Annotated in this window: 19 protein-coding genes and 1 pseudogene; 3 read left to right on the top strand and 17 right to left on the bottom strand. The window is 65.8% G+C overall.

What is annotated here, in order from left to right:
• The 11 genes and pseudogenes from AAFN88_RS21725 to AAFN88_RS21675 form a co-directional block, all read right to left on the bottom strand.
• Positions 1-4,347, bottom strand: a pseudogene (locus AAFN88_RS21725) (hypothetical protein); the annotation flags it as partial.
• Positions 4,348-4,929: 582 nt separating this feature from the next.
• Positions 4,930-5,880 (bottom strand): OmpA family protein, encoded by a 951-nt coding sequence (locus AAFN88_RS21720; RefSeq protein ID WP_347522876.1) that lies wholly within the window; start codon positions 5,878-5,880, stop codon positions 4,930-4,932.
• A 238-nt stretch (positions 5,881-6,118) separates the two neighbouring features.
• Complete coding sequence (locus tag AAFN88_RS21715; protein ID WP_347522874.1) at positions 6,119-8,746, bottom strand: protein kinase; 2,628 nt, start codon at positions 8,744-8,746, stop codon at positions 6,119-6,121.
• A gap of 160 nt (positions 8,747-8,906) precedes the next feature.
• Positions 8,907-9,692, bottom strand: coding sequence for a protein phosphatase 2C domain-containing protein (locus AAFN88_RS21710; RefSeq protein WP_347522918.1), 786 nt, complete (start codon positions 9,690-9,692; stop codon positions 8,907-8,909).
• Positions 9,693-9,814: 122 nt separating this feature from the next.
• On the bottom strand, positions 9,815-10,708 hold the full coding sequence (locus AAFN88_RS21705) for an adenylate/guanylate cyclase domain-containing protein (protein ID WP_347522872.1): 894 nt from the start codon (positions 10,706-10,708) through the stop codon (positions 9,815-9,817).
• 138 nt (positions 10,709-10,846) lie between these two features.
• Positions 10,847-11,449: a 2-hydroxychromene-2-carboxylate isomerase gene (locus tag AAFN88_RS21700; protein ID WP_347522871.1), complete on the bottom strand. Its 603-nt coding sequence runs from the start codon at positions 11,447-11,449 to the stop codon at positions 10,847-10,849.
• A 41-nt stretch (positions 11,450-11,490) separates the two neighbouring features.
• On the bottom strand, positions 11,491-12,630 hold the full coding sequence (locus tag AAFN88_RS21695; protein ID WP_347522870.1) for an acyl-CoA dehydrogenase family protein: 1,140 nt from the start codon (positions 12,628-12,630) through the stop codon (positions 11,491-11,493).
• Positions 12,631-12,647: 17 nt separating this feature from the next.
• Positions 12,648-13,145 (bottom strand): DUF3291 domain-containing protein, encoded by a 498-nt coding sequence (locus AAFN88_RS21690; RefSeq protein WP_347522868.1) that lies wholly within the window; start codon positions 13,143-13,145, stop codon positions 12,648-12,650.
• 47 nt (positions 13,146-13,192) lie between these two features.
• Positions 13,193-13,873 (bottom strand): SDR family oxidoreductase, encoded by a 681-nt coding sequence (locus tag AAFN88_RS21685; protein ID WP_347522867.1) that lies wholly within the window; start codon positions 13,871-13,873, stop codon positions 13,193-13,195.
• A gap of 94 nt (positions 13,874-13,967) precedes the next feature.
• Positions 13,968-14,147 carry a DUF1272 domain-containing protein gene (locus AAFN88_RS21680; protein ID WP_347522916.1) on the bottom strand — a complete coding sequence of 60 codons (180 nt, stop codon included), beginning with the start codon at positions 14,145-14,147 and terminating at the stop codon, positions 13,968-13,970.
• Positions 14,148-14,363: 216 nt separating this feature from the next.
• Positions 14,364-15,536 carry an isovaleryl-CoA dehydrogenase gene (locus tag AAFN88_RS21675; protein WP_347522866.1) on the bottom strand — a complete coding sequence of 391 codons (1,173 nt, stop codon included), beginning with the start codon at positions 15,534-15,536 and terminating at the stop codon, positions 14,364-14,366.
• A 240-nt stretch (positions 15,537-15,776) separates the two neighbouring features.
• On the opposite strand from AAFN88_RS21675, the gene AAFN88_RS21670 reads away from it, so the two are divergent.
• Positions 15,777-17,867, top strand: coding sequence for a P-loop NTPase fold protein (locus AAFN88_RS21670; protein WP_347522864.1), 2,091 nt, complete (start codon positions 15,777-15,779; stop codon positions 17,865-17,867).
• 4 nt (positions 17,868-17,871) lie between these two features.
• Here the strand turns inward: AAFN88_RS21670 and AAFN88_RS21665 are convergent, their stop codons facing one another.
• The gene (locus AAFN88_RS21665; protein WP_347522862.1) at positions 17,872-18,348 is read right to left on the bottom strand and encodes a PaaI family thioesterase; all 477 of its coding nucleotides are present in this window, start codon (positions 18,346-18,348) and stop codon (positions 17,872-17,874) included.
• 145 nt (positions 18,349-18,493) lie between these two features.
• Here AAFN88_RS21665 and AAFN88_RS21660 point away from each other — a divergent pair, with 145 nt between their 5' ends.
• The gene (locus AAFN88_RS21660; RefSeq protein WP_347522860.1) at positions 18,494-18,727 is read left to right on the top strand and encodes a hypothetical protein; all 234 of its coding nucleotides are present in this window, start codon (positions 18,494-18,496) and stop codon (positions 18,725-18,727) included.
• 35 nt (positions 18,728-18,762) lie between these two features.
• Here the strand turns inward: AAFN88_RS21660 and mgtE are convergent, their stop codons facing one another.
• Positions 18,763-20,166, bottom strand: a complete 1,404-nt coding sequence (gene mgtE, locus AAFN88_RS21655; RefSeq protein ID WP_347522858.1) for a magnesium transporter — start codon at positions 20,164-20,166, stop codon at positions 18,763-18,765.
• Between the two features lie 50 nt (positions 20,167-20,216).
• Positions 20,217-22,496: an NADP-dependent malic enzyme gene (locus tag AAFN88_RS21650; RefSeq protein WP_347522857.1), complete on the bottom strand. Its 2,280-nt coding sequence runs from the start codon at positions 22,494-22,496 to the stop codon at positions 20,217-20,219.
• A 169-nt stretch (positions 22,497-22,665) separates the two neighbouring features.
• On the opposite strand from AAFN88_RS21650, the gene lipB reads away from it, so the two are divergent.
• Positions 22,666-23,397, top strand: coding sequence for a lipoyl(octanoyl) transferase LipB (gene lipB, locus AAFN88_RS21645; RefSeq protein WP_347522856.1), 732 nt, complete (start codon positions 22,666-22,668; stop codon positions 23,395-23,397).
• On the opposite strand, the gene AAFN88_RS21640 is transcribed toward lipB, so the two are convergent.
• The 3 genes from AAFN88_RS21640 to AAFN88_RS21630 all read right to left on the bottom strand — a co-directional run bounded on the left by AAFN88_RS21640 (position 23,370) and on the right by AAFN88_RS21630 (position 25,660).
• On the bottom strand, positions 23,370-24,413 hold the full coding sequence (locus AAFN88_RS21640) for a permease (RefSeq protein WP_347522855.1): 1,044 nt from the start codon (positions 24,411-24,413) through the stop codon (positions 23,370-23,372). The genes lipB and AAFN88_RS21640 overlap by 28 nt on opposite strands.
• A gap of 66 nt (positions 24,414-24,479) precedes the next feature.
• Entirely contained in the window at positions 24,480-24,797 is a 318-nt protein-coding gene (locus tag AAFN88_RS21635; RefSeq protein WP_347522854.1) for a metalloregulator ArsR/SmtB family transcription factor, read from the bottom strand.
• A gap of 182 nt (positions 24,798-24,979) precedes the next feature.
• Entirely contained in the window at positions 24,980-25,660 is a 681-nt protein-coding gene (locus tag AAFN88_RS21630; protein WP_347522853.1) for an HAD-IA family hydrolase, read from the bottom strand.
• Positions 25,661-25,716 lie beyond the last annotated feature (56 nt).

The raw sequence follows: 25,716 nt of genomic DNA, 5'->3' as shown, positions 1-25,716 counted from the left end.
GCCCGTCGTGCTGTCGCCGCCCAGCGCAATCGCCAGGTTCAGGTCGATCGCCGTGTCCTCGTCGCCCGAGGCCGCGCCCGTCTGCGTCACCTCCGAGCCGTCAACAACCGCATCGACGTTCACATCGATGACGACCGGGCCGCTGGAGGCGGTGTCGCCGCTGTGCGGATCGGCCACCGTCGCCGAGACCGAGAGGTCCGCGCCCAGCTCGCCGAACACGTCGACGTCGCTGTTCGCCGGCGGCGTCAGGGTCACCGTGAACACCACCGACTGGTCCGTACCGTCGGCCGTGTAGAGGAAGTTGGCATCGAAGCTGCCGCCCGCGCCGTTGTCGTCCACGTCCACGGTCCAGCCCGCGGCCTGCAGGGCCTGGAATTGGCCGAAGGTCACCGAGTCGAGCACGTCGTCGCTGCCCGCCTCGGCGGCCACCGTGATGTCGAACTCAAGCGTGCCGTCTTCCTTGACGCAGGCCTCGTTGCCCTCAAGGTCGACGTCAATCGTCGGCGGAAGCGCCGGATCCAGCGTCACGTCATCCTCGGCGGTCGCCGTGGCCACGTTGTTCCCGGTGGTGCACTCCGCGTCGCCTTCACCGCCGCCGGTGTTTTCGTTCTGCTCGACGGCCTTGGCCTCGGCCTCCCAAATCACCGTCTCGTCTTCGGTCAGGCCTTCGTTGGCCTGAACGCCGAGCACAGCCTGGAAGCTACTGCCGGTCACGGTCCAGGTCACGGTGCCCGCGACACCGTCCGGCGTACCGCCGGCCAGGTCGGTCACCGTGAAGCCCTCGGGGATATCCACCGTCACCGTATGGAGTTCGGAGCCATCCTCGAAGTCGCCGAAGGTCGCATCGACCGTCACCGTGCCGGCCTCGCCCGGCGCAAAGGCCTCGTCGCCTCCGTTGCTGCTGACCGCGTCGATCGAGACCGTCACCGGGTCGGCGACCGCGTCAAGCTTCACGTTGATGGTGGCGTCCGTGTCGTGGGTCGCGACCGCCGGGTTGACGCCGTCATCGTCGTATTCAGTGGTCGTAGTCTTGATCTGGATCGAGAAATCGTCGTCCGAGTGCTGCGGCACCTCAACGCCGATGGCCGAAAGATCGACGGAGTCCAGGCCCGGAGCGCCGAAGGTCAGCACCAAGGCGCCGTCCTCGAAGGAGACCGTGCCGCCGGCAACCTCGTCGCCCGCTTCCAACGGCAGGCCGCCGGACACGAAGGCCGTGCCTTCCGGCGCACCTTCGAGGCTGAGCTTCACCTGGGTGATCTTCTCGGAGCCGTCGGCATCCTGGGGCGCCGCGGAGAAGAAGATCGGCACGATCTGCGGGCCGGCATCGCCGCCCTCGCCGCCCTGGTCAACGACCGCGGCCTGACCGTCCTCGAAAAGGGACAGGGTCAGGGTGTTGCCGTCCAACTGCGGCTCGTCGCAGCCCGGGAAGTTGTCGTAGGAGCCAAAGGTAACGGCCGCCGGGCCCGCGACACCGCCGACGTGCACGTCGTAGCTGGTCTCCGTGGTCTTGGACTCGCAAGCGACATCGCCTTCGGGATGCACTTCGGTGGTGGTCGCCTGGAACTTCACCGTGAAGTCGTCGGAATCGTCGATCGGCAGCTTGACGCCGATCAGGCCGGAAACATCGATGTCCAGTCCGGCGGTTTCGTTGCCGTCGAAGGTCAGGATCAGGCTGTCGCCGACGACCTGAACCTGGGCGGTCACCGTGCCGCCCTCGACCGGAACCTCCAGCTCGGCGCCCAGGGGGTTACCCCCGGCATCGACGAACATGGCGCCGGCATCCGCCCCCTGAAGATCGATCTTCAACTGGGTGATGCCTTCGGAGCCGTCCTGGTCGATCAGATCGGCCTGCAGCATGTCGAGAGGGATAATCAGATTGCTCTCGCCGGCATCGTCGCCGTGCAGCGCCGGATCAGCCTGCCCGTCCTCGACGAAGTCGATCGTCGCGCCGTCGACGTTCAGGCCGGCGCCGTCGGCCACGGCCTTGACCTCGACATTCAACACCGCCTGGTGGGTCGCCTGGTTGTTCTCGAGAGCCAGTTCGCCGTCGATATCGAATTCGGTGGCCGTCACCTCCAGGTTCAGCTGGAAGTCGTCGTCGCTGTGCTGCGGCAGACGCACCTGGAAGGGCGTGTCGGAGTCACCGGAGAGGTCGACCGACTGCACGCGGTCGGCGGCATCGAAGACCAGGGTGAGATCACCGTCGGCGATTTCGATCGTGGCCGTGGCCAGACCGGTGGAGCCGTCGGCGAAGGTGGCGACCACCTGAACTGTGTCGCCGTCGACCAGCACCTGCTCGCCGACCATGAAGTTGGTGGCAGCCGGATCGTCGACGCCCGACAGCGCGACTTCCAGGCCCTGCGGATCGTTACCGCCGGGCTCCGCCTCTGCGTAGGTCGAAATGACGATCTTGGTGAGGCTCTCGGAGCCGTCGCTGTCGGTCACGCCGGCAACGAAACCGGCGCCGAAAATCGGCTCCCGGTCGACCGGACAGTCGTCGTAGTCGCCGCCACCCTGGCTATCGTTGGGCAGCTGCACCGCAACGCTGACCGGGCCATCGCCCAGCGGCGCACCGTTGTCTTCGTTGTAGCTCAGATAGGAGGTGATGATCTCGCAGCCACAGGCCGAGGGATCGAAATCACCAGTGGCGACCAGCAAACCCTGACTGGGGGCGCCCGGCATGTCCTCGTTAGTGTTCACATCACCGACAATGGCGACGAAGCCGCCGCCGACGACTTCCCAATTGCCGAAAGAGGTGAAATCGTCCTCGAAGATGGTGTCTTCGCCGCGGGTCACGATCAGGTTGTCAACCAGCAGAGCGGAATCGACGCTGGTGTCGCCCTCGTTCATCACACCGATGCCGAGTTCGTAGGTGCCGGCAGTTTCAACGTCCACCGAGAGGGTGAAGTAGCCGGACTCCTGGTCCCAGGACAGGGAAATTCCGGGGGCGATGTAGGCCGCCGATGTCGAATCGTTGGAATCGCCGACGTTGGCGATCCGGAAAACTTCGCCGTTCACTGTGATAAAGGCAAAGTCCTGGAAGTTGGCGCCGGTGCCGCTGCCCTCCGCATCAAGGAAATTGAAGGTCATCTCGACGTGGTCGCCTTCCTGGAGTTCCAGGGAGGTCTTGATGGCCGAACCGTCAGTGGCGTTTTCCTCGCCATTGCCGCCATAGCCGTCATTGGCGGCATCATCCAGAGCGCCGCTGGTCAGGCCGAGGAAAGCCTCAATCTCGGCGTCGCTGGCGCCGGTGCTTCCCTCGCCGCCCTCGCAGCCCTCGCCGCCTTCGACCGCACCGTCGAACTGGGCAAAGGGGTTGTCGGCGACGGAATCGATGATCGCGGTGGCGGAACCGGAAATGACGGCGGTGTCGCCGCTGTCCGGATCGGAAATGGTCGCCGTTACCGTCAGGGGAATGTCGTCGCCACTGTCCGCGGGGGGCAGCAGATAGAGGCCCGAGGCCAGGTCCGCCGGGGTCAACAGCGGCGAGGTACCGCCACTGGTGTCGACGATGTTGGCCGGACCGGTGCCGCCGACATAGAGGACGGCGCCCGCCGGAATACCGGACAGCGTCAGAGAGACGAGTTCCTCGTTATCGGCGGGCGTGAAGCCCACGAAAATCTGCATCGGCGCGGTCGGGCCGTCGCAGTCGTCCTGGTTGGGCCGCCAGTCCTCGAAGCCGCCGCCGAAGGTGCCGACCAAGCCCTCGCCACCCTCGGTGACGGTCTCGAAGGTCAGCGCGATCACGCCATCGGCGTCGTCGAAGGCGGTCGGATCGTCTTCGAGTTCGACCAGGCGAAATTGCAGCGCGGTCGGCGGAATCACGCCCTGGGCAACCAGCAGATCCAGGATGCTGCCGAGATTGTCGTCATAGGCGCTGGCGCCGCCACCGGTCGCACCGGGGCCGGCGGCGACCTCATCGAGCGGCGCCTCCTGCTGGCCGGCAAGAGCCAGGGCCTGATTGACCAGGAGGGTGGAATCGATCTCGGCGCCGCCGATCTGGAAGGTAGCTGTCTCGCCGTCTTGCGCGGCCAGGTCCAAGAACACGATACGGCTGTCGACGCTGCCATCGCCGTCATCGTCGAACCCGAGGACCAGATTGCCCTCTTCCACCTGAACCTGAGCCGAAGCGGGGTCGAAATTCAGCACAACGGTCTGGTTCGGCGCAGTGTCCAGCACCACGGTCTGACCGGCCGCCGGCCGCGCCACCACCAGCGCAGGTTCGGCCTGGCCGAGGGCCACCATCGAGTCACCGCGCCCATAGCTGGTCTCGGGGGAGCCGCCTTCGGTCGCCTGGTCGTTCTCGCTCTGGACCTGTTCGTTGCCGCGCTGCAGATCGTCCGTCATTACCCATCTCCGTTTGGCGCCTTGCCCCCATTGCAGACGCTGACCGCAAGGAACACGGTCCTAATTGACCCCAGTTTCGCGCTGTACGCGAACGCCTTATTCAAGGCGTCGGCAGTCTGTGGGAATCGTGTGGCATTTACAAGAAAGGTTCGATTAAATCACATGCTATTATGTATGAGGTTTGATACTCTTATGGTTAACAGGCAGGAGGGCCAAGTAAGGATTGATGGCTTGAAACGGTGGATTTTATTAGGAAATATTAAATTCAACGGCCAAACCCGTTAACGGTGTTGTGACACTCCTGTGATCGACCGGAGATCGGTAGTGGTGTCCCAGAGCTGACCCATAGGCTGAAAGAGGCAGACCAGGCAGCGTCTTGTATTTTAGTTTTTCTTGCTAAGGTTGTGGCTTCGGACAAGAAAAATCCCGGCCACAGACCGGCCGCGGACGCGGTCCCCGAAATTCGTAAAGAAAAAACCCCCATGGCGTTAAGCCATGGGGGCTCTTTCGTTAAGCGTCTGGGCGCTTCGCCGGGGAATTGCGCCTCTCTCTTTTAGAGGCCTCCCGGCGCTGGACCGCAGCTTACTGCAAGTTGATGACGACCGCGCGATTGCCTTCTTCACGCACGCCATCCGCAGTCGGGACCAGCGGCTGGGTTTCACCCACCGCCTCACCGCTGATGCGGACCGGATCGACACCGCCGCTCACCAGTTCCTCGATCACGCGGTTGGCGCGACGCTCGGAAAGGGTCTGGTTGTAGGCAACCGGACCGGAGCGGTCGGCGTGGCCAACGATGTTCAGCGAGGTGTCCGGGTTCGCCAGGGCGGCGTCCAAGGCCTCACGGACGATGGTCTCGTTGCCCGGGGCGTAGTTGGTGCTGTCGAAGTTGAACAGCGCGATGAACTGCATCTGCGACGGCGTCGCGGCGGCCATGGCCGGCGCCGGCGTGGTGTAGTCGATCTCGGTCAGGGCGTAGTTGGCCTGGGCCTCCACCGCCGCCATCGCCGATTCAAACTCCGCACGGCAACCCTCGGCGTCGCCGGCGCGGCCGTCCTCGGTCGCTTCGATCCAGCAGTCGTACTTGACCTGGGCGAAGGCCGCGTCCTGCGGGGCCAGATAGCGGCCGCCGCGATCGAAACCGGTGCGCAGACGCTCCAGCGCCGCCTGGAAAGTGGCCGCCTGCTCTTCCGTCAGCTCACGGTCCATGGGCGCATCCGGCAGCACCACGGAGTTCTTATAGGCAGTGCGGGCCTTATGGTTGAACAATTCGCCATCGACGAAGTCCCAATCCGCCTCGAGCCATGCGTCGGAACGATCTTCCGACAGCTCGACATAGCCGGCATAGAGGCCCTGGTTGAAAGCGATGCCGTTGGCCTCCAGGTCCAACCCGCTGCGCGTGTCGAAAACGCTCCCGAAGGGATGGTCCCAAAAATCGGTGCCGGGAACGTTGAACGGCGTAATCGCATTGGCCGGCGCAGCCATCGAGACCGCAACAGCCAAGCCGGCGCCAACGATAATTCCTTTCGCCTTCATATCGGCTTTCCCCTTTGATAATTCCCCTGCGCTGGACATCGTGCAGGCCCTGCACAACACCCGACAGATTACATGATTAACACATCGAAGAGCGGTATAGCCAGATTCTCCGAAAGGTGCAAGCGAAGCTACCGCAACGGTTTGAATTACTTCGGCTTTGCAAGGGTGCAATTTGGGGGTGCCCAATACACCGAAAAAGCGAAGTCCGAGAAGGGGCTCTCCCCAAGGTTCCGGAAAGTTAACCGCCGGGGATCAGATTGCGCCGCTTCAGGCCGTCCAGACGGGTCGCCGCATTGCGGTCGCCCTGCTCCGCCGCCAGGGCGTACCACCTGGCCGCCTCGGCGTAATCCGCGGCCACCCCCTGGCCCTGTTCGTAGAGCAGGCCCAAATTGAACTGCGCCTGCGCCAGCCCCTGGTCGGCCGCGGCCCGCCACCAGCGGGCGGCTTCGGCCGGATCCCGGCCGACCCCCTCACCGTTCATATAGTAGAACCCCAGATTGGACTGGGCGCGGGGCTCACCCTGTTCGGCAGCTTTGCGGGTCCAGCGGACCGCCTCCCCGAGATCCTTACCCACGCCCCGGCCGCGATAGTAGCGTTGACCGAGGTTGGCCTGGGCCAGCATATCGCCGGCTTCCGCCATCCGCATGACACGGTCGAACTCGCTCTCGTTGGGCAGCGCCGCCTGCAGGGAAGTTCCCGCGGGAGCCGCGCGGGTCTGCGCCGCCGCCCGCGCCCGGGCCGCCGCTTGCTCGGCGGCTTCCTTCTCCGCCGCCGCGCGTTCCGTCGCGGCCTGCAGCGACGCCGCTTGGGCTGACGCCTTCTCCTCCGCCTTGGCTTCAGCGGCCCGCCGGGCCTCCTCGGCGCGCAGCGGCTCGGCCGCGGCAGCAAGGGTACTGCGGGTCTCGGGCAGCAGATATCCGGTGGGATCGGCGCCCGCCACCCTTTGATAGGAAATTATCCCGTCTCTGGTGCCGGGCCCGAAACTGCCGTCGATGCCGCCGCTGTAGTGCCCCAAGGCCCGAAGGTCGCGCTGCACCTCACGGCGCTCCTCTTCCGACAGCCCCGCCTCGATCGCCTTCAGCTTCTCTAGCTGCTTCTCGGCTTCCGAAGGCTCGGGCAAGGCCGCGACCTGTTCCTCCGCCGGCGCAGCGGATGCCGCTGCCACGTCGTTCGTGGCCGCCGCAGCGGCAAGCCGGGCTTCTTCGGCCTCCCGCGCCTCTTCCGCGGCCTTGGCCTCAGCCTCGGCGGCTAGCCGGGCCTCTTCGGCTGCCCTGGCTTCTTCTGCAGCCTTCGCTTCGGCGGCAAGCCGCGCCTCTTCCGCGGCCCTGGCCTCAGCCTCCGCCTCGGCGGCAAGTCTGGCCTCCTCCGCGGCCTTCACCTCAGCAGCGAGGCGCGCTTCCTCCGCGGCCTTCGCCTCGGCGGCAAGCCGCGCTTCCTCGGCAGCCGCCGCCTCTTCAGCAGCCCTGGCTTCAGCGGCAAGCCGGGCCTCTTCGGCCGCCAGCCGGGCCTCGGCTGCAGCCCGCTCCGCCGCCTCTTGCTCCTCCGTCCGCGCCGGGCCGGAAGCCGGAGCGACTTCGCCGCTGTCCAGCGCAGCCACTTCCGTCGGCGCTGCCGCCGGCGCTTCGGCCACGGCCGTCGGCTGAGAAGATGGCTCCGCAGGTGCCGCAGACGGTTCGGCCGGTGCCTGGGAAGCCGGCGCCTGGGCAACGGGAGCTTGGGCAACGGGAGCTTGGGCAACCGGGGCCTCGGGCGACTGTGCGCTCTGGTGCCATGCGAAATAACCACCTGCCGCGACCACCGCGATGCCCGCGGCCATCGCCGGCACCAACCACGTCCGCTTCCCCTGCGAAGCCGCCGCGGGACGCGCCGCCGGCTCGGCAGCCAGGGCCGGCTGAGGCGCGGCAGCGGCGGCCTGATCGGCTGCGGCCGCCTTGCGCTCCAGGACCGCCCGCTCCTCCGCCTCGCGCAGTTTTTGATCCAGGCCGACGACGTCGCGCATAGACTGCGGCCGGTCCGCGGGATCCGGTTCCAGCATGGAGCCAAGCTCCGGGCGGAGTTCCTCCGGTACCGAACTGAAATCCGGAACGCGCTTGCGCGCCTCGATCACCGAGACCAGGGACTCGCTGATCTCTCCCATATTGAGAGCCTTGCCTGTCGCCGCCGTGGCCAGAACCAGTCCCAGGCTGTAGATGTCCGAACGCACATCGACCTGGCCGCCGTAGAGACCGATCTGCTCGGGCGAGGCATAGGCGTAGCGTCCCGCGAAGTCGTCGCCGATGATGGTGGTGGCCGAGGAGTCGGCCAGCTTGGCGATGCCGAAATCGATGATCTTGGCCTGCGCCAGGTCGCCGTTGCCGAGGATGATGTTGTCCGGCGACATGTCGCGGTGGATGACGCCCTTGTCGTGGGCGGCGGCCAGTCCGCGCGCCAGGCGGTCGCGCAGGTGGCGCACCTCCTCCAGGGTCAGCACCCGGTCTTCGATGAAGGTGGTCAGCGACGGCCCGTCGACGAATTCCATGACCAGGTAGACCCGCCCTTCCTCGTCGCGCAGCACACCGTCGTAGCCGACAATGGCGTCATCGCGCACGGTGCGCAGGACCGAGGCCTCGCGGCGGAACAGCTCCATGATCTTGTCGTTGTTGGCCAGGTCGGGCCGCACGATCTTGATGGCGTGCTCGGTGCCGATCTCGGTGTGGCGGGTGCGGTAGACCTCGCCCATGCCGCCGCGGGCCAGCAGCGCCTCTACCTCGTAGGTAAAACTGATCAGGCTGCCGGGCTCGAAAATGCCGCCCTGTCCGTAGTCGCCACCGGAGCCGGATCCGAACCGGCTGGTGGATCCGCCACGGCTGTTTGGCTCGTCGCTCATCTTTGCTGTCCTATACGGCGCCGGCACCTGCCCGGCGCCTCTTCCTCACGCAGCCTCAGGGCACCGGCGAACGCCCCTTGCGCAGTCTTTATCACCTTCGCCCGGCCGGCGGCCAGCGCCTCATGCCGCGTCCAGCCGCCGGGGCCGGCGAACTCCCCGGTCAACGGCCGCCCCCGGCATCGGAGAGGCCGACCAGAACGACCGTCACATTGTCGTTCCCGCCGTGGTCCAGCGCCAGGGAAACCAGCCGGTCGACGGCCGCCTGGCCCTCGCCGTTCGTCATTGGACGGCTGGACAGGATCTCGGCGATTTCCTCGTCGCTGACTTCCGAGGTCAGGCCGTCGCTGCACAGCAGCAGCCCCTGCCCGGGCTCCAGGGAACCGGAAACCTGATCGGAGTCGGCGGCGGTGCCGTCGGGACCGCCCAGAACCCGGGTAATGACGCTGCGGTGGGGATGGTTGCGGGCCTCGCTCTCGTCGATCATGCCCGCATCCAACAGCTCCTGGACCCGCGAGTGGTCGCGCGAGAGGCGCTGCAGCCGGTCCCCCCAGATATAGGCCCGTGCATCGCCGACCCACGCGACGGTGTAGTCACGCCCGTCGAGCCGGGCCGCCACCACCGTAGAGCCCATGCCCGGCTTGCCGCGCCCGGAGGCGGCGGCATCGAGGATCGAGCGGTTCGCCTCGGCGATGGCCTGTGGCAGATCGGCCCCCTGCTCAACGGCCCGGGGAACCACATCGACAACGATGGCGCTGGCGACCTCGCCCGCCGCGGCGCCGCCCATGCCGTCGGCGACGATCCAAAGACCGATATCTTCGCGGGCCGCGAAGCTGTCCTCGTTATGGCGACGAACCCGTCCGACATTGCTCTGCAGACCAAGGGTCGCGGCGGACTGCGAAGTCACCGCCTCATCAGCGTCTTCTTCGGCATTGCCTTTTCGCAGCATCAACTCCCCGTGTCCCTTCTTCGGCCCTGGCGCTTGTTATCTTCCCCGCCATCGGCCTTTTTTCATTCTCGCATCGCTGGCTGCCCAGCCTCCGCCTTCGCAGGCGCGATGCGCCGTCACAACTATGGCATCTTGAAAGCGATACCGTCTTCCTCGGCCAGCTCCGGCTCGCGGCCCAGGAAAATGGTTCCCTTCCCGACGAGCTGCACCATCTCCCGCTTCACGAAAACCACCTCTCCCTCCGCGTTGCGGACGTAGGTGCCGTTGGTGCTGTGATCCTTCAGGAAGACCTTGCCGCGCACAGCCTGAATGGTCGCGTGGCGCCGCGAAGCATAGGAGCTCTCGGTCACCAGATCGCAAATGTCCTGGCGCCCGATGACGAATTCAGGCATCGGCTCTTCCAAGGTGAAAGACCTGTCGCGGTAACGCAGGTCGAGGCGCAGGACTTCGCTATCCGCCGAAACCAGCGGCGCGCGGATCACCGTGACGTTTTCGTCCTCGGAGAGGATCATGTAAACGCCGACCGGTTCCTTCTTGCCTTTCATCGACGCCTTGTCGAGCCAGCGTGTGGCCGCGCGCAGCGCCGGCGAGAGGCGGACCACCGTGTCTTCGGTCACCAGGATCTCGCCGGCCTTGGCGAGGTCGGTGACGCGGGCAGCGACGTTGACGGTGTCGCCGTAGAAATCGCCGGCGTGTTCGATCACCGGGCCAAAGTGGAAACCGGCGTGGATCGATACCTGGCTGCGCTTCTGCGCGTCCCGCATCAGGGTCGCCGCGCGGAAGGCCTCGTCCGGGGTGGCGAAGACGCACATCACTCCGTCGCCGGAGGTCTTCACCGTCCGACCGCCGGCGATGCCGGCCTGGGCATCAAGAATCGTCAGGCACTCCGCGGTCAGCCGGTGCGCCGTCTCATCGCCGTGAATCTCGTACAACTTGGTGCTGCCGTCGATATCGGCAAAAAGCACGGCTAGGTTTTGGCTGTCCTTGGCATCCTCGTCAAAAGGGCCTTCGCTCATGGCGTCATTTTCACCGGAATTGATCCGACCTGCTCAGGGCCGCTGTCTCTGTCAGTATCTATCAAATCACGCAGGCGCTGTGGACATTTTTTAACGGCGCCCCAAGGCCTTGCCCGACAGGCGATGCCTCCATGGAGGTTACCATCCGCCTCGTTGCAACCAAAGATCGACCTGCGCCAACCGGTCATGCCCCCAGAAAGGCTCGCCATCAACGACGATTAGGGGGGAGCCGAAAACACCTTTGGTGATGGCCGCATCCACCGCTTTCCTCAGGCGCTCCTTGACCGCGGGATCGTTGAGTGCGGCGGTGAGTTTTTCGCCGTCGAGGTTCAGGGACCGGGCCACGGCCACCACCGATTCGGCGGAGTCGACCGCCCGCCCCTGGGCAAAAGCCTCCCGGTACAAGGCCTTGGCCAGGGCCACCGCCTTCGCCGGATCCTGGTCCTGCAGCCAATAGAAGGCCCGGCAGGCCGCCACCGACATGAAAGGGAAAGTCGCGGGGAGTTGGAAGGGAAGGTCCAGCAGGCGGGCCGAGCGCTCCATGTCGCGACGCGCATAGTCGCCTTTCAGCGGTACGTTAAGGAGCGGCTGACCGCCGGTCTGGGGAAAAACCGCACCAAGCAGGATCGGATGCCAGGACACTTCGCGGCCATGCCGCGCCGCTAGGTCCTCGATCTGCTCGGCGGCGAGATAGCCATAGGGGCTGGAGAAGTCGAAATAGAAATCGATCTTGGCGGTCATCACCTTGGCCTTCCTCATCGTACCACTGAACCTCGTCCCCCTTACGGCTCGACGGCGATCTGGCGCGCGATCACCAGGCGCTGGATATCGGAGGTACCTTCGTAGATCTGGCAGACGCGGACGTCGCGGTAGATGCGCTCCACCGGAAAGTCGCTCAGGTAACCGTAGCCGCCGTGAATCTGGATGGCATCGGAGCAGACCTTCTCCGCCATCTCGGAAGCCTGCAGCTTGGCCATCGCCGCCTCCTTGAGGCAGGGTCGCCCGGCATCGCGCAGGGTTGCGGCGTGCAGCACCATCAGTTCGGCGCTTTGAATCCGGGTCGCCATGTCCGCGAGCCGGAAGGCGACGGCCTGATGTTCCAGGATCGGCTTGCCGAAGCTGCGCCGCTCGCGCGCATAGGCCAGCGCCGCTTCATAGGCCGCGCGTGCCATGCCCACCGACTGCGCGGCGATGCCGATGCGTCCGCCTTCCAGGTTGGACAGCGCGATCTTGTAGCCCTGCCCCTCCTCGCCCAAAAGCAGGTCCGGAGTCAGGCGCAGGTCGTCGAAGACGATCTGGCAGGTGTCGGATGCGCGCTGGCCGAGCTTCTTCTCCACCGAGGCGACGCGGTAGCCCGGGGTGTCGGTCGGCACCACGAAGGCGCTGATGCCCTGCTTTCCCTTTTCGGGATCCGTCACCGCGAAGACGATGGCGACATCGCCGTTCTGCCCGGAGGTGATGAACTGCTTCACGCCGTTCAGCACATAGTGGTTGCCGTCGCGCTCGGCGCGCGTCTTGATCGCCGCGGCATCGGACCCGGCCTGCGGTTCGGTGAGGCAAAAGGCGCCCAGCATCCGGCCGCGCGCCATGGGCTTCAGGAAACGCTCCTTCTGCGCCGGCGTGCCGAACTTCAGGATCGGCAGGCAGCCGACGGAGTTGTGCACCGACATGATGGTCGAGCAGGCGCCGTCGCCCGCCGCCACTTCCATCAAGACCAGCGCATAGGACGCATGATCCGCGCCGGCGCCGTCGAACTCCGGCGGCACCAGCATGCCGAGGAAGCCCAGCTCGCCCATGGCCGCGACGGCCTCCTTGGGAAAACGCGCCTCGCGGTCCCACTCCGCCGCCTTCGGCGCCAGCTGCTCCCGGGCGAACTGGCGCGCGGTATCGCGGATCAGGCTCTGCTCTTCGCTCAACAACATGCTTCGCACTCCCTGCGTCAGGCGCAGGTTGCCAATTGACGCACCAAGGCCCCGCGGTCGACCGGCCGCCCGCTGGCATCGAAGGGAACCTTGAAGGTGAAGGCCTCCGGGCTCGGCCCTTCGCGCTCCAGGATCGCCAGGCGGCGCAGGCCCTCCTCCGTGCTTGGCGGATCGCCGGCCGGGTGCCACCACAGCGCCATGAACGTGCCGACGGGCTTCTCGAACCACTGACGGCGCTGCGCCATAACCTGCAAATGGTCGGAGCGGTAGACGTAGGTGAAGAGCGCGTCGAGCCCTTCCCAGACGGACATATTGACGACGAGTCTCGGATCGTTGGAGATCTGGATATCGGTGGCGTTGCCGCCGTCGCTCTGCAGACGCCAGACAAAGCCCGGGCTGACGTCGGCCAGGGCATTGATGTCGTCGAGACGTTCGACGAAGCCGGCAAGTTTCGGGTCATCGAGCGGCGCCAGCGCCCGCGCCACGTTGATCTGGGCCAGATGATAACGGCTCATCGCACTGCTTCCCTTTCCTTTTCCGCCATCTTGGTCAAGGCCGTTCCCTACCACGGCAAAGGCGTGCCGTCGTAGTTAAAGAACTTGCCGTTGTCGGCAGCGGAAAGGCCGGCGATGACCTCGCGCATCCCTGCGACGGATTGCGTCACCGGGATATCGGCGCTCTCGCCCCCCATATCGGTCTGCACCCAACCGGGATGAAAGGAAACCACGGTGAAGCCGCGTTCGCCGAGGTCGTTCGACAGCGTCTTGGTGATCATGTTCAACGCCGCCTTGGAGCTGCGGTAGATATAGGAGCCGCCGGAGCTGTTGTTGCCGATCGAGCCCATGATGCTGGAGATGTTGACGACGGTCTTGCCCGCGCCCTGTTCGAGCAGGCCGACGAAGCGCTCGACCATACGCAGCGGCGCCAGGGCGTTCACCTGCAAGACACTCAGCCATTCATCGTAGTCGGTTTCGCCGAACCCGGTGCGCGGCCCGTAGACGCCAGCGTTGTTGATCAACAGGTCGATCGGCTGATCCGCCAGCTCGCGCGCCAGGCTCGCCACCTTCAGGCCATTGGTGACATCCAGCTTGTGGCAGATCACATCCCCGTCGAGGGCACGCACCCCCTTCGACTTTTCAACGTTGCGGGCGCAGGCGTGAACGCGCCAGCCATCTGCCGCGAAGGACTTCACGAACTCGAACCCGATGCCACGGTTGGCGCCGGTAATCAAAACTGTCGGCAATACTTTCTCCCTAACAGGCGCTGCCGCCTTGCCTGAGCATCCGCGGCGGCGAAAGAAGAATCCGCAGCGGTGCGACGGACCCGGAGCAACGGCGTCAAGTGACGGCGGGCGGCAACTCGCGCCGCGGCCGGGCAACCAACTCGCCTCCGCAGTTTGGACAGCGGCGCGACATGGCCTCGGCGCAGGACGTGCAGAAGGTGCATTCGAAGCTGCAAATCCAGGCTTCCCCATCCGGAGCGAGACCGGTCTCGCAGCGCTCACAGGCGGCTTTCATCTGCAGAGCCATCCGCATTCCCTTGGGCCGTAACTGTGCGGCATAGAGAACATCACTTGCCCGGTCGAGACAACACCCCATGCCCTCTCTCTGCAAGAGGCTGTAATTCCAAAGAAATATCGGACAAATCGCGGAAAATCGGCTGCCGGCCACCCGTGTCCGGATGGCGGCGCCGTTCGACCGCAAGGGCGGAACAGGTCAACGATTCCCGCACCGCTACTTGGTTTCGTTGAACAGCTCGCGGCCGATGAGCATGCGGCGGATCTCGCTGGTGCCGGCGCCGATCTCGTAGAGTTTCGCATCGCGCAGCAGCCGCCCGGCGGGATATTCGTTGATGTAGCCGTTGCCGCCCAGGGTCTGGATGGTCTCCAGCGCCATCCAGGTCGCCTTCTCCGCGGCATAGAGAATCGCCCCCGCCGCGTCCTTGCGCGTCGTCTCGCCGCGGTCGCAGGCCTTGGCCACGGCGTAGACATAGGCCTTGCTCGCGTTCATCGTCGTGTACATGTCGGCCATCTTGCCTTGGATGAGCTGGAATTCGCCGATGGGCTGGCCGAACTGCTTACGCTCGTGGATGTAGGGCACCGCCAGGTCCATGCAGGCCTGCATGATGCCCAGCGGTCCGGCGGCCAGCACCAGGCGCTCGTAGTCGAGGCCGGACATCAGCACCTTCACGCCCTTGTTCAGTTCGCCCAGCAGGTTTTCTTCCGGCACCTCGCAGTCCTCGAAGACCAGCTCGCCGGTGGGCGAGCCGCGCATGCCCAGCTTGTCCAGTTTCTGGGCGACGGAGAATCCCTTGAAGTCCTTCTCGACGATGAAGGCTGTGATGCCGCGCGGCCCGGCCGCCGGATCGGTCTTGGCATAGACCACTAGGGTATCGGCCTCCGTGCAGTTGGTGATCCACATCTTGGAACCGTTCAGGACGAAGCGGTCGCCCTTCTTGTCGGCGCGCGTGCGCATGCCGACCACGTCGGAGCCGGCGCCCGGCTCGCTCATCGCCAGGGCGCCGACCTGCTCGCCGGAGATCAGCCCCGGCAAGTAGCGGCGCTTCTGCTCGTCGCTGCCGTTACGGCGAATCTGGTTGACGCAGAGATTGGAATGCGCGCCGTAGCTGAGCCCGATACTGGCCGAGGCGCGGCTCACCTCCTCCATGGCCACGCAGTGCTCCAGGTAGCCCATACCGGCGCCGCCGTAGTCCTCCTCCACGGTCAGGCCATGCAAACCCAAGGCTCCCATTTTCGGCCAGAGCTGTCGCGGAAAGGTGTCCGTGCGGTCGATCTCCTCGGCCAGCGGCGCGATCTCCTCCGAAGCGAAGCTCATCACCGTATCGCGCAGCATGTCGGCGGTCTCGCCCAGATCGAAGTTCAGGCTGGGCAGCTGGTTGACGCTCATGTCCTGACGACTCTCCCTTGATCTTCCTTTTCGCCGCACTCTAGGCCCCCGGGCGCAGACCCACCAGTGGCAAAACGCCCGGCCCGCCCGGCAGCGGCGCAAGCATGCCCGGCGACGCGCCACCGCGCCGAAGACGCAGCCCCATACCCCTGGACCGCGATCGAGGTTATACTGGGACCGGGAAATCTCCGCTGTCTTACACGGTGCGGGCGAAACTTCGCCGCATCGGGGGAGAGAAAGATGACCAAGCCACTCGACGACGATCTATCCGCAGCCGCAACGTCGACCGATGCCGACTCCGCGGCGAGCACGGCTCAGCATCCGCTTCACGGGTCGAACGCGCTGGATTGGGCGGTAAAGACCTTCGGATTTGACCTCAATGCCACGGGCACGCAGCCGGGCGTCGAAGACCTCCAGAAGTGGCTGCTCAGCAACGACAAGTCCGTCACCCCGGACGGCATCTGGGGGCCGCAGACACTACGGGCCACGGAAGAGGCTTACAAAGAGCAAGCACTCTCAGATTCCGCCGAGCAAGCCCGCAGGGCCCCAGCTTCCGGCTTTACCAAGGCGGGCGGCCAGGAACAGCAGGCAGAAGCCGACGAACCGGAGCCGGCTTCCACGCCGCAGCCCGGCGACGACAACGTCTCCGCCCGCCCGGTCGCGCTGAGCGACAGCGCCATCGAGAACATCAGCCAGGACCGTCTCGGCTTCCGGCCCTACGTCGAGGCCGTGGCGGAATTCATCCTCGCCGAGCAGACGCGTCCGCCCCTGGCGATCGCGATCGACGCGCCCTGGGGGCGCGGCAAGACCTCCTTCATGAAGTTGATCGACGCGCAGTTGCACAGCGACGCCCAGCAGACGGCGGTGAAGGTCGTCACCACCTGGTTCAATCCATGGAAGTTCAGCGAGCCGGAACAAGTCTGGGCGGCCTTCGTGGCCAACGTCACCCGCGCGCTGCGCGACGGCCTCACTCCGGGACAGAGCTGGCTGTTCCGCCTCAGGCGGCTGGGTACCAAGTGGCACCGGCATGCCGATCTTCCGTTTCTGTTGCGGATCTTCGTGGCCCTCGCCTTTCTTTTCATCGTCGGCAGCCTCGCACTGATGGACTGGAGCAGCGTTCGCGGCGCGCTCTTCGCCGACCAGAAAACCCTGAAGGCCTTCTATGAAGCGGCCAACGCTTCATCCGGGGGCATATTCTGGTATGCCCCCGCCAGCCTCGTCGTCGTGCTCGCCTTGGTCTACAGCTACGTCACCTTCACCGGCAAACTCGGACTGAACCTTCTGGAATACGTCGAGAAGACGGACTTCAAGGACAAGATCGGCACGCTGTCGCAGTTCGAGGACGAGATGAAGAAGCTGAGCAAGGCCGTGCCCGACACCCTCAAGGTCGTGGTGTTCATCGATGACCTCGACCGCTGCCGGGGCAAGGTTCTGGGGGAGATCATCGAGGCCCTGCAGCTTGCCGACGTCTCGCGTTCCTGCGTCTTCATTCTAGGCATGGATATGCGGAAGGTCGCCAACGCGGTCGAGAGCGACCGGGAGGAACTGACGCTCTCCGTAGACAGCCCCCGAACCCGCATGGAACACGGCAGCGGCTACAAGTTCCTGGAAAAAATCATTCAGGCCCGGCTGAGCCTGCCGGCCTACGACGACAAGAACATGCGTGCCCTCGTGCGCTCGGCCGTGGGACTGGGCGAGGTGGACGAAGGACCGCAGGGAACAGGCGCTGCCCCGGCCGGGGCAGCCCCTCCCGTCACGAAAGCAGGGACCGGCGGAGGCGGAATATTTCAGGGCCCGCTGCGGATGGTGCGGGAGCTGACCCGGGAAAAGCGGGAGATTCCGAAGGACTCGAAAGCGGTGACAGATACCGCGGAGGACTACGGCAGCAAGCACTTTCATAACCCGCGCCGCCTGAAACGCTTCATCAACAGTTTTCGGCTGCAAACCTACCTGGCAGGCGAGGTTCGCCGCAGCGACGGCGACAAAGGCCTGCCGCGCCCCTTGCGTTCTCGATCCACCCAACTGGACCGTCTGGCCCGCTTCTTGGTGCTGGCTGAGAAATGGCCTGCACTGGTGGACTACATGCTGCGGGAAGGCCTGGGCGCCCAGACCCTCGGCCGCCGGCTGGCCGATGCTGACAAAAAAAGCACCTCTTCCTCCATCCTGGAGGAAGTCTCCAGTCTGCCCGGCGAGGCCGCCAAACAGTTGTCCCAGCTTCTTGCCGGCCCGAAAAGCGATGACATGCTGGAGGCCGGCGACCTGAAGGAACTCGCAGAGTGGTATGGCTTTACCTACTACCGCGGACTTCAGGGCAAGAACGGCGATTCCTGACCGGCTAGCCCGCCTGGGGCATGTCGGGGCGCCCGGTCAGACACATCAGGGTCTGGGTCATGCGCGCGCAGGCCTTCTCCCTGCCGTCCTTGACGACCAGAACCTCCGCTTCCGTCACCGTCAGAGTGCGCCCCGGCTTCACCACGCGCCCGACGGCGCGCAGCAGGTCGCCGTCCGCCGGGGCCAACAGGTTGATCTTGAACTCCACCGTCAGTACCGAGGCGTCGGCCGGAAAGAGGCTGAAGGCTGCGTAGCCGCCCGCGGAATCGGCGATGGTGCTGGTGACCCCGGCGTGAAAGAAGCCGTGCTGCTGGCAAAGGTCGTCACGAAAAGGCAACTCGATCTCCACCTCACCCGGCTCGACCCGCGTCAGGCGGGCGCCGATCAGCCCCATGATGGTCTGGCGGTCGAAACTGTCGCGGACCCGCCGCGCGAAATCGGGATCCTGGACCTGGACGTCAGGGAATTGGAAAACCGGCATCTCTAGAGCTTTCTCGCGGCAAAGGGTGCTGGGAGGGCCAGCATATCGCCGCCTCGCGGCTTGCACAGCCCCCCTGGAACGCGCCATATTGCCCGGCATCGGCGGGAGCCTTCCTGCCGGGAGCCTCTACGCCAGGGAAGTGAGCATGTTTGACGCCAAGATAAGCCGGCTGATTCTCGTCGCGACGGCGCTGACCTTCGCCGGCCTGACGGCCGCCTGCGAGTCCGACATCGAGCGCAAGATGCGCCTGGAGCGCGAAGCTCTGAAGAAATCCGGCGAGTTGGAAGAGCTGGAAAACCAGGTCAATACGGTGAACCCGGACCCCTACGACCCGGAAAAGAGCGGCACCCGCAACATCGGGCGTTTCAAGAACGACTGACCGGGCCAGCCGTCCCAGGCATCGGCGGCATCCGGCTACAGCAGGAACAGCGTCGCCAAGCCCAGGAAGGCGAAGAAGCCGATCACGTCCGTGACCGTGGTCAACACCACACTGGAGGCCACCGCCGGGTCGACGCCGACCTTCTCCAGGCCCAGGGGCACCAGCGCTCCCGACAGCGCCGCCACCACCAGATTGATCACCATGGCCGCGGCGATGATGAGGCCGATCGACGGCATGTCGAACCAGGCCCAGGCCACCACGCCCGCCACCACCGCGAACATCAGTCCGTTGACCAAGCCGACCAATATCTCCTTGCCCACGAAACGCAGGGCATTGCCGGAGCCGAGGTCGCGCATGGCGATGGCGCGAACCGCCACCGTCAGGGTCTGGGTGCCGGCGTTGCCGCCCATGGAGGCGACGATGGGCATCAGCACCGCCAGAGCCACGATGCGCTCCAGCGTATCCTCGAAAAGGGCGATGACGACCGAAGCCGCCACTGCGGTGAAGAGATTGACCAGCAGCCAGGTGAAGCGGGCCTTGGTGGTGTCCAGCACGGCGCTGTAGAGATCCGTCTCCTGCACACCGGCCAGCTTCAGCAGATCCTCCTCGGCCTCTTCGTCGATGATGTGGACCACGTCGTCGACGGTGACGGCACCGACCAGCCTGCCGGCGTCGTCTACGACCGGCGCCGAGACCAGGCCGTACTGGCGAAAGACATAAGCCACCTCTTCCTGATCCATGTGGATCGGGATCGTGCGCATGTCTTCGTTCATGATTTCAGTCAGCAGTACGGGCCGCCGGGTGCGCATGGCCCGGCTCAGCGGCACATAGCCGATGGGCTGGTGCTTGGGGTCGACGATGTAGAGGTCGTAAAAGTCGTCGGGCAGGTCCTTGGAGGCGCGCATGTAGTCGATGGTCTCGCCCACCGTCCAGCTCGACGGCACCGCCAGCAGCTCGCGCTGCATGATGCGGCCGGCCGAATCCTCGGGAAAGCTGAGGCTTTCCTCCAGCACCATGCGTTCCGCCTGGGGTAAGGCGGCCAGGACGCGCTGCTGCGCCTCCTCGTCCAGATCCTCGATGATGTCGACGGCGTCGTCACTGTTCAGGTCCGACAGCGAGGAGGCGATGTGCTTCGGCTCCAGCGCCTCGACGACCTCCTCGCGCACCGAATCGTCGAGGTAGGTCAGAACCTCGAGGTCGAAGTCTCCGCCCAGCGCCTCTATGAGTTGCGGCCGCTCATCCCGGTCGAGGCTCTCCAGAAGGTCGGCAAGGTCGGCTTCGTGCAATTCGGCGGCAAGGTCGCGGGCCTCCGCCTGCCGCCCCGATTCCAGCGCCTCGGAAACCGAGCGCACCAGCTCGGGAGAGATGCCGTAGGTCTCCGGCTGCACCTCGGGCAGCCAGGCATCCGTGTCGTCTCGCTCGGGCGGGGTTTGCGACATGGCCTGGCGCTTTTCCTTGCTTGCCTCGCGGGGGCGCACCCCCGGGGCGTTCAATCTTCGATGGCGCGATCCTGCGCGTCGACCACAGCGACGGCGCTCATATTCACAATACCACGGGCGGTCACCGAAGGCGTCAGGATATGCGCCGGCGCGGCCACCCCCAGCAGGATCGGCCCCACCGATAGCCCCTCACCCAGCGCCTTCACCAGATTGAAGGAGATATTCGCCGCGTCCAGCGTCGGCATGACCAGCAGATTGGCCGATCCCTTCAGTTTGGAGTTCGGAAAGATATTCTCGCGGATCGTCTCGTTCAGCGCGGCATCGGCGTGCATCTCGCCTTCCACCTCAAGATCCGGCGCGCGCTTGTGCAACATCGCCAGGGCTTCGCGCATCTTGCATGCAGAAGGCGTCAGCGCCGAACCGAAGTTGGAGTGCGACAGCAGTGCCACCTTGGGAGTCAGTCCGAAGCGGCGCACGTGCTTGGCCGCCAGCAGCGTCATCTCGGCGACTTCCTCGGCCGTCGGGTCCGGCGTCACGTAGGTGTCGACGATGAAGAAAGATCCGGTCGGCAGGATGACAAGACTGATCGCCGAGCAATCGTGAATTCCCGCCTCCTTGCCGATGACGTCGGTCACGTGATCCAGGTGGCGCTTGTAGCGCCCGGTGGTGCCGCAGATCATGGCGTCGGCGTCGCCCAGATGCACCGCCAGGGCGGCGATGACGGTGCCGCGCGTGCGCACGATCTCCCGCGCCGCCTCGGGCGCTACGCCCTTGCGCTGCATCAGCTCGTGGTAGGTCTGCCAGTAGGTGCGGAAGCGCGGATCGTCTTGCGGGTTGATCAGCGGCACGTCCTCGCCCGGGCGGATGCGCAGGCCCAGGCGCTCGACGCGAGTGGCCACCACGTCAGGGCGGCCCACCAGGATCGGCTTGGCCAGACCCTCGTCGACCACAACCTGCACGGCGCGCAGCACGCGCTCGTCCTCGCCCTCGGCGTAGATGACCCGCTTGGGATCTTCCTTGGCGCGCTGGAACAGCGGCTTCATGATCAGGCCGGAGCGGAAAACAAAACGCTGCAGGTCGTTGCGATAGGCCTCGAAGTCCTCGATGGGGCGCGTGGCCACACCGCTGTCCATGGCCGCCTTGGCGACGGCCGGCGCGATCTCCAGCACCAGGCGCGGATCGAAGGGGCTGGGGATGATGTAGTCGGGTCCGAAACTGCGGCCCTCCCCACCCATCGCCTTCTGCACCACCTCGCTCTGCTCCTTCATCGCCAGGTCGGCGATGGCCTTGAGACAGGCGAGCTTCATTTCCTCGTTGATCGCCGTGGCGCCGCAGTCCAGCGCGCCGCGGAAGATGTAGGGAAAGCAGAGGACGTTGTTCACCTGGTTGGGATAGTCGGAGCGGCCGGAGGCGATGATGGCGTCAGCGCGCGCTTCCTTGGCGTCCTCGGGCATGATCTCCGGCACCGGGTTGGCCAGCGCCATGATGATCGGCCGGTCGGACATGGCCTGCACCATCTCCGGCTTCAGCACGCCCGGCGCCGACAGGCCCAGGAAGACGTCGGCGCCTTCGATCACCTCGGCCAGGGTGCGCTTGTCGGTCGCCTGGGCGAAGCGCGCCTTCCATCGATCCATCAGCTCTTCGCGGCCCTCGTAGACCACGCCGGCGATGTCGGTGACCCAGATGTTCTCCTGCTTGATCCCCAGCGACACCAAGAGGTCGAGACAGGCCAGAGCCGCCGCGCCGGCCCCCGAGGTCACCAGCTTGACATCGCCGATCTCCTTGCCGACCAGCCTGAGGCCGTTGTAGATCGCCGCGCCGACGATGATCGCCGTGCCGTGCTGGTCGTCGTGGAACACCGGAATATTCATGCGCTCGCGCAGCGCGGCCTCGATCTCGAAGCACTCCGGCGCCTTGATGTCTTCCAGGTTGATGCCGCCGAAGGTCGGCTCCAGCGCCGCCACGGTTTCGATCAGATGCTCCGAGCTCTTGGCGTCCAGTTCGATGTCGAAGACGTCGACCCCGGCGAATTTTTTGAAGAGGACGGCCTTGCCTTCCATCACCGGCTTGGAGGCCAGCGGTCCGATGGAGCCCAGGCCCAGAACCGCCGTGCCGTTGGTGACCACGCCGACCAGATTGCCGCGCGCCGTCAGCGTGGAGGCCTCCGCAGGGTCGGCAGCGATGGCTTCACAGGCCGCGGCCACGCCAGGCGAATAGGCCAAAGCCAGATCGCGCTGATTTGCCAGCGGTTTCGTCGCGCTGATCTCCAGCTTGCCGGGTTTCGGCATGCGGTGATACGCCAGGGCGGCCTCGCGAAGATCCTTTGCCATCCCGTCCCTCATCGCTCTCTCAACTTGTTCCTACCCGTGGCCGGCCCGGCCGGCGAAGCTGCCGGCGCCCGGCGGCGTTCAGAAAATGACCCGCACCGTGCCCCAGCGCAAGTGCCTAAGCAAATGAAAGAGATAGCAATCTTCGGCATAGGAGGTATTTTCCCTGGTCATGGAACAGAACCCGCCCCCCCAGGACCGCCATCCCGTTGAATGGCGGATCGCGCCGGGCCTCACGCCCTACCCCGCCGCGGTCGCCGCGATGGAGGCTCGGGTGGCGGCCATCCGCGCCGGAGAGGCGCCGGAGCTGGTGTGGCTGGTCGAACACCCGCCGCTCTACACGGCCGGCACCTCCGCGCAGGAAGAGGACCTGCTGCAACCCGAGCGCTTCCCGGTCTACCGCAGCGGGCGCGGCGGCGAGTTCACCTACCACGGGCCCGGCCAGCGGGTGGTCTACGTGATGCTGGACCTGAAGCGCCGCGGCCCCGACCTGCGCCGCTTCGTCGAGAACCTGGAGGAGTGGGTCATCCGCGCCCTGGCGAGCTTTTCCGTCACTGGCGAGCGGCGCGAAGGCCGGGTCGGCATCTGGGTCGAGAGAAACGACCCGCTGCGGGGCGCCCGCGAGGACAAGATTGCCGCCATCGGCGTGCGGGTGCGGCGCTGGGTCACCTATCACGGCATCGCCGTCAACGTGGAGCCGGACCTGGAGCACTTCAGCGGCATCGTGCCCTGCGGCATCAGCGAGCACGGCGTCACCTCGCTGGTCGACCTGGGCCTGCCGGTGGGGATGGCCGACCTCGACGCCGCTCTGCGCGCCAGCTTCCCCGGCGTCTTCGGCGCCACTGACTGGCTGGAAACCGCGCAGGCGCCAGGGGATCAGCCGGCCAGCGCCAGGACCGCCTGAAGCGCAAAGCCGGCCAGCAGAGAGCCCGTCAGGGCAATCGCCAGGTACCAGAGAAACACCGTGCGCCGCACCAGGGCGTGAACGGCCATGGCCGCCGGCAAGCTGGTGACGCCGCCGGCGATGAGGAAGGCCAGAGCGGCGCCGGGGGCCATGCCGAGGTCCATCAGCTCGCCGACCAGCGGAATGGCGGCGAAGCCGTTCAGGTAGGCCGGTACGCCGACGGCGACGGCCAGGGGGATCGCCTGCCAGGACTCGCCGCCCAGGGAGCCGGCGACCACCTCGGCGGGCAGCCAGGCCGACATTAGGCTCTCGATCGCGAAGGCGAGAAGCAGCCACTTCGCGAGAAACAGGGAGGTCGACCGCGCCTCGCCGGTAAAGGCGCGCCGCCGGTCCGCTTCATGCCAGAAGGCCCAGCGCAGCGGCACCGCCTCGACCTGGGGGCGGCAGCCGCCGCAGCCGCCGGCGCCCGCGCGCAGCGGCTGGGCGAAGAAGCCGCCGCGCTGCAGGGCCAGGGTCGCGCCGCCGGCCAGCAGGCCGAGGCAGATCGCCGCCACGGTCTTCGCCAGGGTGAAAGGCAACCCCAGGGTCGCAGCCATGAGCACGAACTGCTCGGGATCCATCAGCGGCGAGGCGACGCAGAAGGCCAGCACCGGCGCCAGCGGCACCCCGGCGGCCAACATGGCCGCCATCAGCGGCACCACACCGCAGGAGCAGAACGGCGAGAGGGCCCCGGCTGCCGCCGCGATCATTACCGCGGCGAACGGCGCGCGGTCGACCATGCCTGCCACCAGGCCGTCGGCGCCGGCCGCCTTCAGCCAGGCCGCCAACAGGACCGACAGCAGCAGGAAGGGCAGCAGCCGCAGGAAGGCATCGAGGGTGAAAACCAGGCTGTCGCCCGCCTGGGCGGGCACCACGAGAGCGAGCCCGGCAAACAGCAGGCCGAGGCTCAGCCAGACCCGGTCCAGGGACCGCAGGAGGCCGCCGGCCTGGATCGCGGCAGTCGTAAGGTCGGTCATCTTTCGGCTCCTGAAGTCATTCTATATTTCTAGGATCATCGAACTATTTGGACAAAAAAGGGGCCGCTACCCGGCGTCGCGCCGCGGCTCCGGCTTGCCCTTCAGCATGCAGCACTCCGCGGTCAGGAAGTCGATCAGCCCGTCCATCAGGGCGAAGTCCGGTTTGCAGATCAGCTGGCGCCCCTCGCGCTGCTGCTCCACGAGGCCGGCGCTCACCAGGTGTCCGATGTGGTGCGACAGGGTCGAAGCCGGGATGCCCAGGTGGTCCTGGATCTCCCCCACCGACAGCCCGTCACGGCCGGCACGCACCAGCAGGCGGAAGATCTCCAGGCGCGTCGGGCTTCCCAGCTTCTCGAGGCAGCGTGCGGCTTGATTCAAATTCATAACGGACAGCCTACAGCACCCTGCGGTGAGAAACAACTATATTTCTAGAATAATGGAATTAAAAGCCGATCAAAGCCCCAGGCCGCGCCGAGGGGGGACGCCGAGGGGGCACCGAGGACGGGCCCGGGCCGGCGGCGCCGGGATGCCGAGACACAGCCTGCCGGAACTAGGCGGCCGCCGCCTCAGGCGGCAGGCGCGCCGGTCTCGCCGGTCAGTCCGGGAAGATTCAGAAGATCGCTGAAGCTGCCGATACTGTGGTCGGCTTCGACGCAGTCTGGATCCGGATTGAACATGATCGTGGTCATGCCGAGCGCTTTCGCTCCGTCGAGCTCCCGCTGTGCATGGCCGACGAAAGCCGCCTGCTCCGGCGCCAGCCCCAAAGGCTCCAGCGCCGCCAGATAGATTTCCGGCTCCGGTTTGATGACCTTGAGGTCGCAGGAGTTGGCGTAGGAGTCCCAGACCGTGTCGATCCCCAGAGGCCGGAACCAGCGAAACTTCTCCGCCTTGGAGTTGTAGGTATTGGTAACGATCCCAAGCTTGAAGCCGTTGCGCTTCAACTCGTGGAGGGTCTCCGGAACGCCCTCGAAAAAATCGACATCGCGCTGCTGCCGGTGGAGCAGTTCGATTCCCTCGGCAACGTCCTTGGGATCGGTGACGCCGTAATGGGCGAGGAGCCTTTCGAAGAATTCCTGCTCGGTCATCTTTCCGGCATGGGCGTCGAGACGCAGCTTCTTAACCGCCGGATCGTCATTCACCGGCGCGGGGATGCCGCGCTCCTCCAGAAAGATCGCAAGGGCCGCCGCGCGCCGCGGTTTGGAATAAAGCACATCGCCCGCATCGAAGAGAATGGCGCTGATGGTCACTTGGAATCCTTTCGTCTTGTAATGAAATTCCGGCGGCCCCGCCGCGATGACGGGGC

The sequence above is a fragment of the Pelagibius sp. CAU 1746 genome (assembly GCF_039839785.1).
Classification (GTDB): domain Bacteria; phylum Pseudomonadota; class Alphaproteobacteria; order Kiloniellales; family Kiloniellaceae; genus Pelagibius.
Note: the sequence above shows the minus strand (reverse complement) of the source record. Positions and strands in the feature narration are given on the sequence as shown.

What these genes read in the sequence shown, in the direction of transcription:
- AAFN88_RS21670 (WP_347522864.1), top strand. Translation starts at nt 15,777, where the DNA reads ATGACCAAGCCACTCGACGACGATCTATCCGCAGCCGCAACGTCGACC.
- AAFN88_RS21690 (WP_347522868.1), bottom strand. Translation starts at nt 13,145, where the DNA reads ATGAGCCGTTATCATCTGGCCCAGATCAACGTGGCGCGGGCGCTGGCG.
- AAFN88_RS21715 (WP_347522874.1), bottom strand. Translation starts at nt 8,746, where the DNA reads ATGAGCGACGAGCCAAACAGCCGTGGCGGATCCACCAGCCGGTTCGGA.
- AAFN88_RS21635 (WP_347522854.1), bottom strand. Translation starts at nt 24,797, where the DNA reads ATGAATTTGAATCAAGCCGCACGCTGCCTCGAGAAGCTGGGAAGCCCG.
- AAFN88_RS21675 (WP_347522866.1), bottom strand. Translation starts at nt 15,536, where the DNA reads ATGAGCGTCAACCAGCTGCCCAGCCTGAACTTCGATCTGGGCGAGACC.
- AAFN88_RS21695 (WP_347522870.1), bottom strand. Translation starts at nt 12,630, where the DNA reads ATGTTGTTGAGCGAAGAGCAGAGCCTGATCCGCGATACCGCGCGCCAG.
- AAFN88_RS21680 (WP_347522916.1), bottom strand. Translation starts at nt 14,147, where the DNA reads ATGAAAGCCGCCTGTGAGCGCTGCGAGACCGGTCTCGCTCCGGATGGG.
- AAFN88_RS21705 (WP_347522872.1), bottom strand. Translation starts at nt 10,708, where the DNA reads ATGAGCGAAGGCCCTTTTGACGAGGATGCCAAGGACAGCCAAAACCTA.
- AAFN88_RS21720 (WP_347522876.1), bottom strand. Translation starts at nt 5,880, where the DNA reads ATGAAGGCGAAAGGAATTATCGTTGGCGCCGGCTTGGCTGTTGCGGTC.
- AAFN88_RS21650 (WP_347522857.1), bottom strand. Translation starts at nt 22,496, where the DNA reads ATGGCAAAGGATCTTCGCGAGGCCGCCCTGGCGTATCACCGCATGCCG.
- mgtE (WP_347522858.1), bottom strand. Translation starts at nt 20,166, where the DNA reads ATGTCGCAAACCCCGCCCGAGCGAGACGACACGGATGCCTGGCTGCCC.
- lipB (WP_347522856.1), top strand. Translation starts at nt 22,666, where the DNA reads ATGGAACAGAACCCGCCCCCCCAGGACCGCCATCCCGTTGAATGGCGG.
- AAFN88_RS21700 (WP_347522871.1), bottom strand. Translation starts at nt 11,449, where the DNA reads ATGACCGCCAAGATCGATTTCTATTTCGACTTCTCCAGCCCCTATGGC.
- AAFN88_RS21660 (WP_347522860.1), top strand. Translation starts at nt 18,494, where the DNA reads ATGTTTGACGCCAAGATAAGCCGGCTGATTCTCGTCGCGACGGCGCTG.
- AAFN88_RS21665 (WP_347522862.1), bottom strand. Translation starts at nt 18,348, where the DNA reads ATGCCGGTTTTCCAATTCCCTGACGTCCAGGTCCAGGATCCCGATTTC.
- AAFN88_RS21640 (WP_347522855.1), bottom strand. Translation starts at nt 24,413, where the DNA reads ATGACCGACCTTACGACTGCCGCGATCCAGGCCGGCGGCCTCCTGCGG.
- AAFN88_RS21710 (WP_347522918.1), bottom strand. Translation starts at nt 9,692, where the DNA reads ATGCTGCGAAAAGGCAATGCCGAAGAAGACGCTGATGAGGCGGTGACT.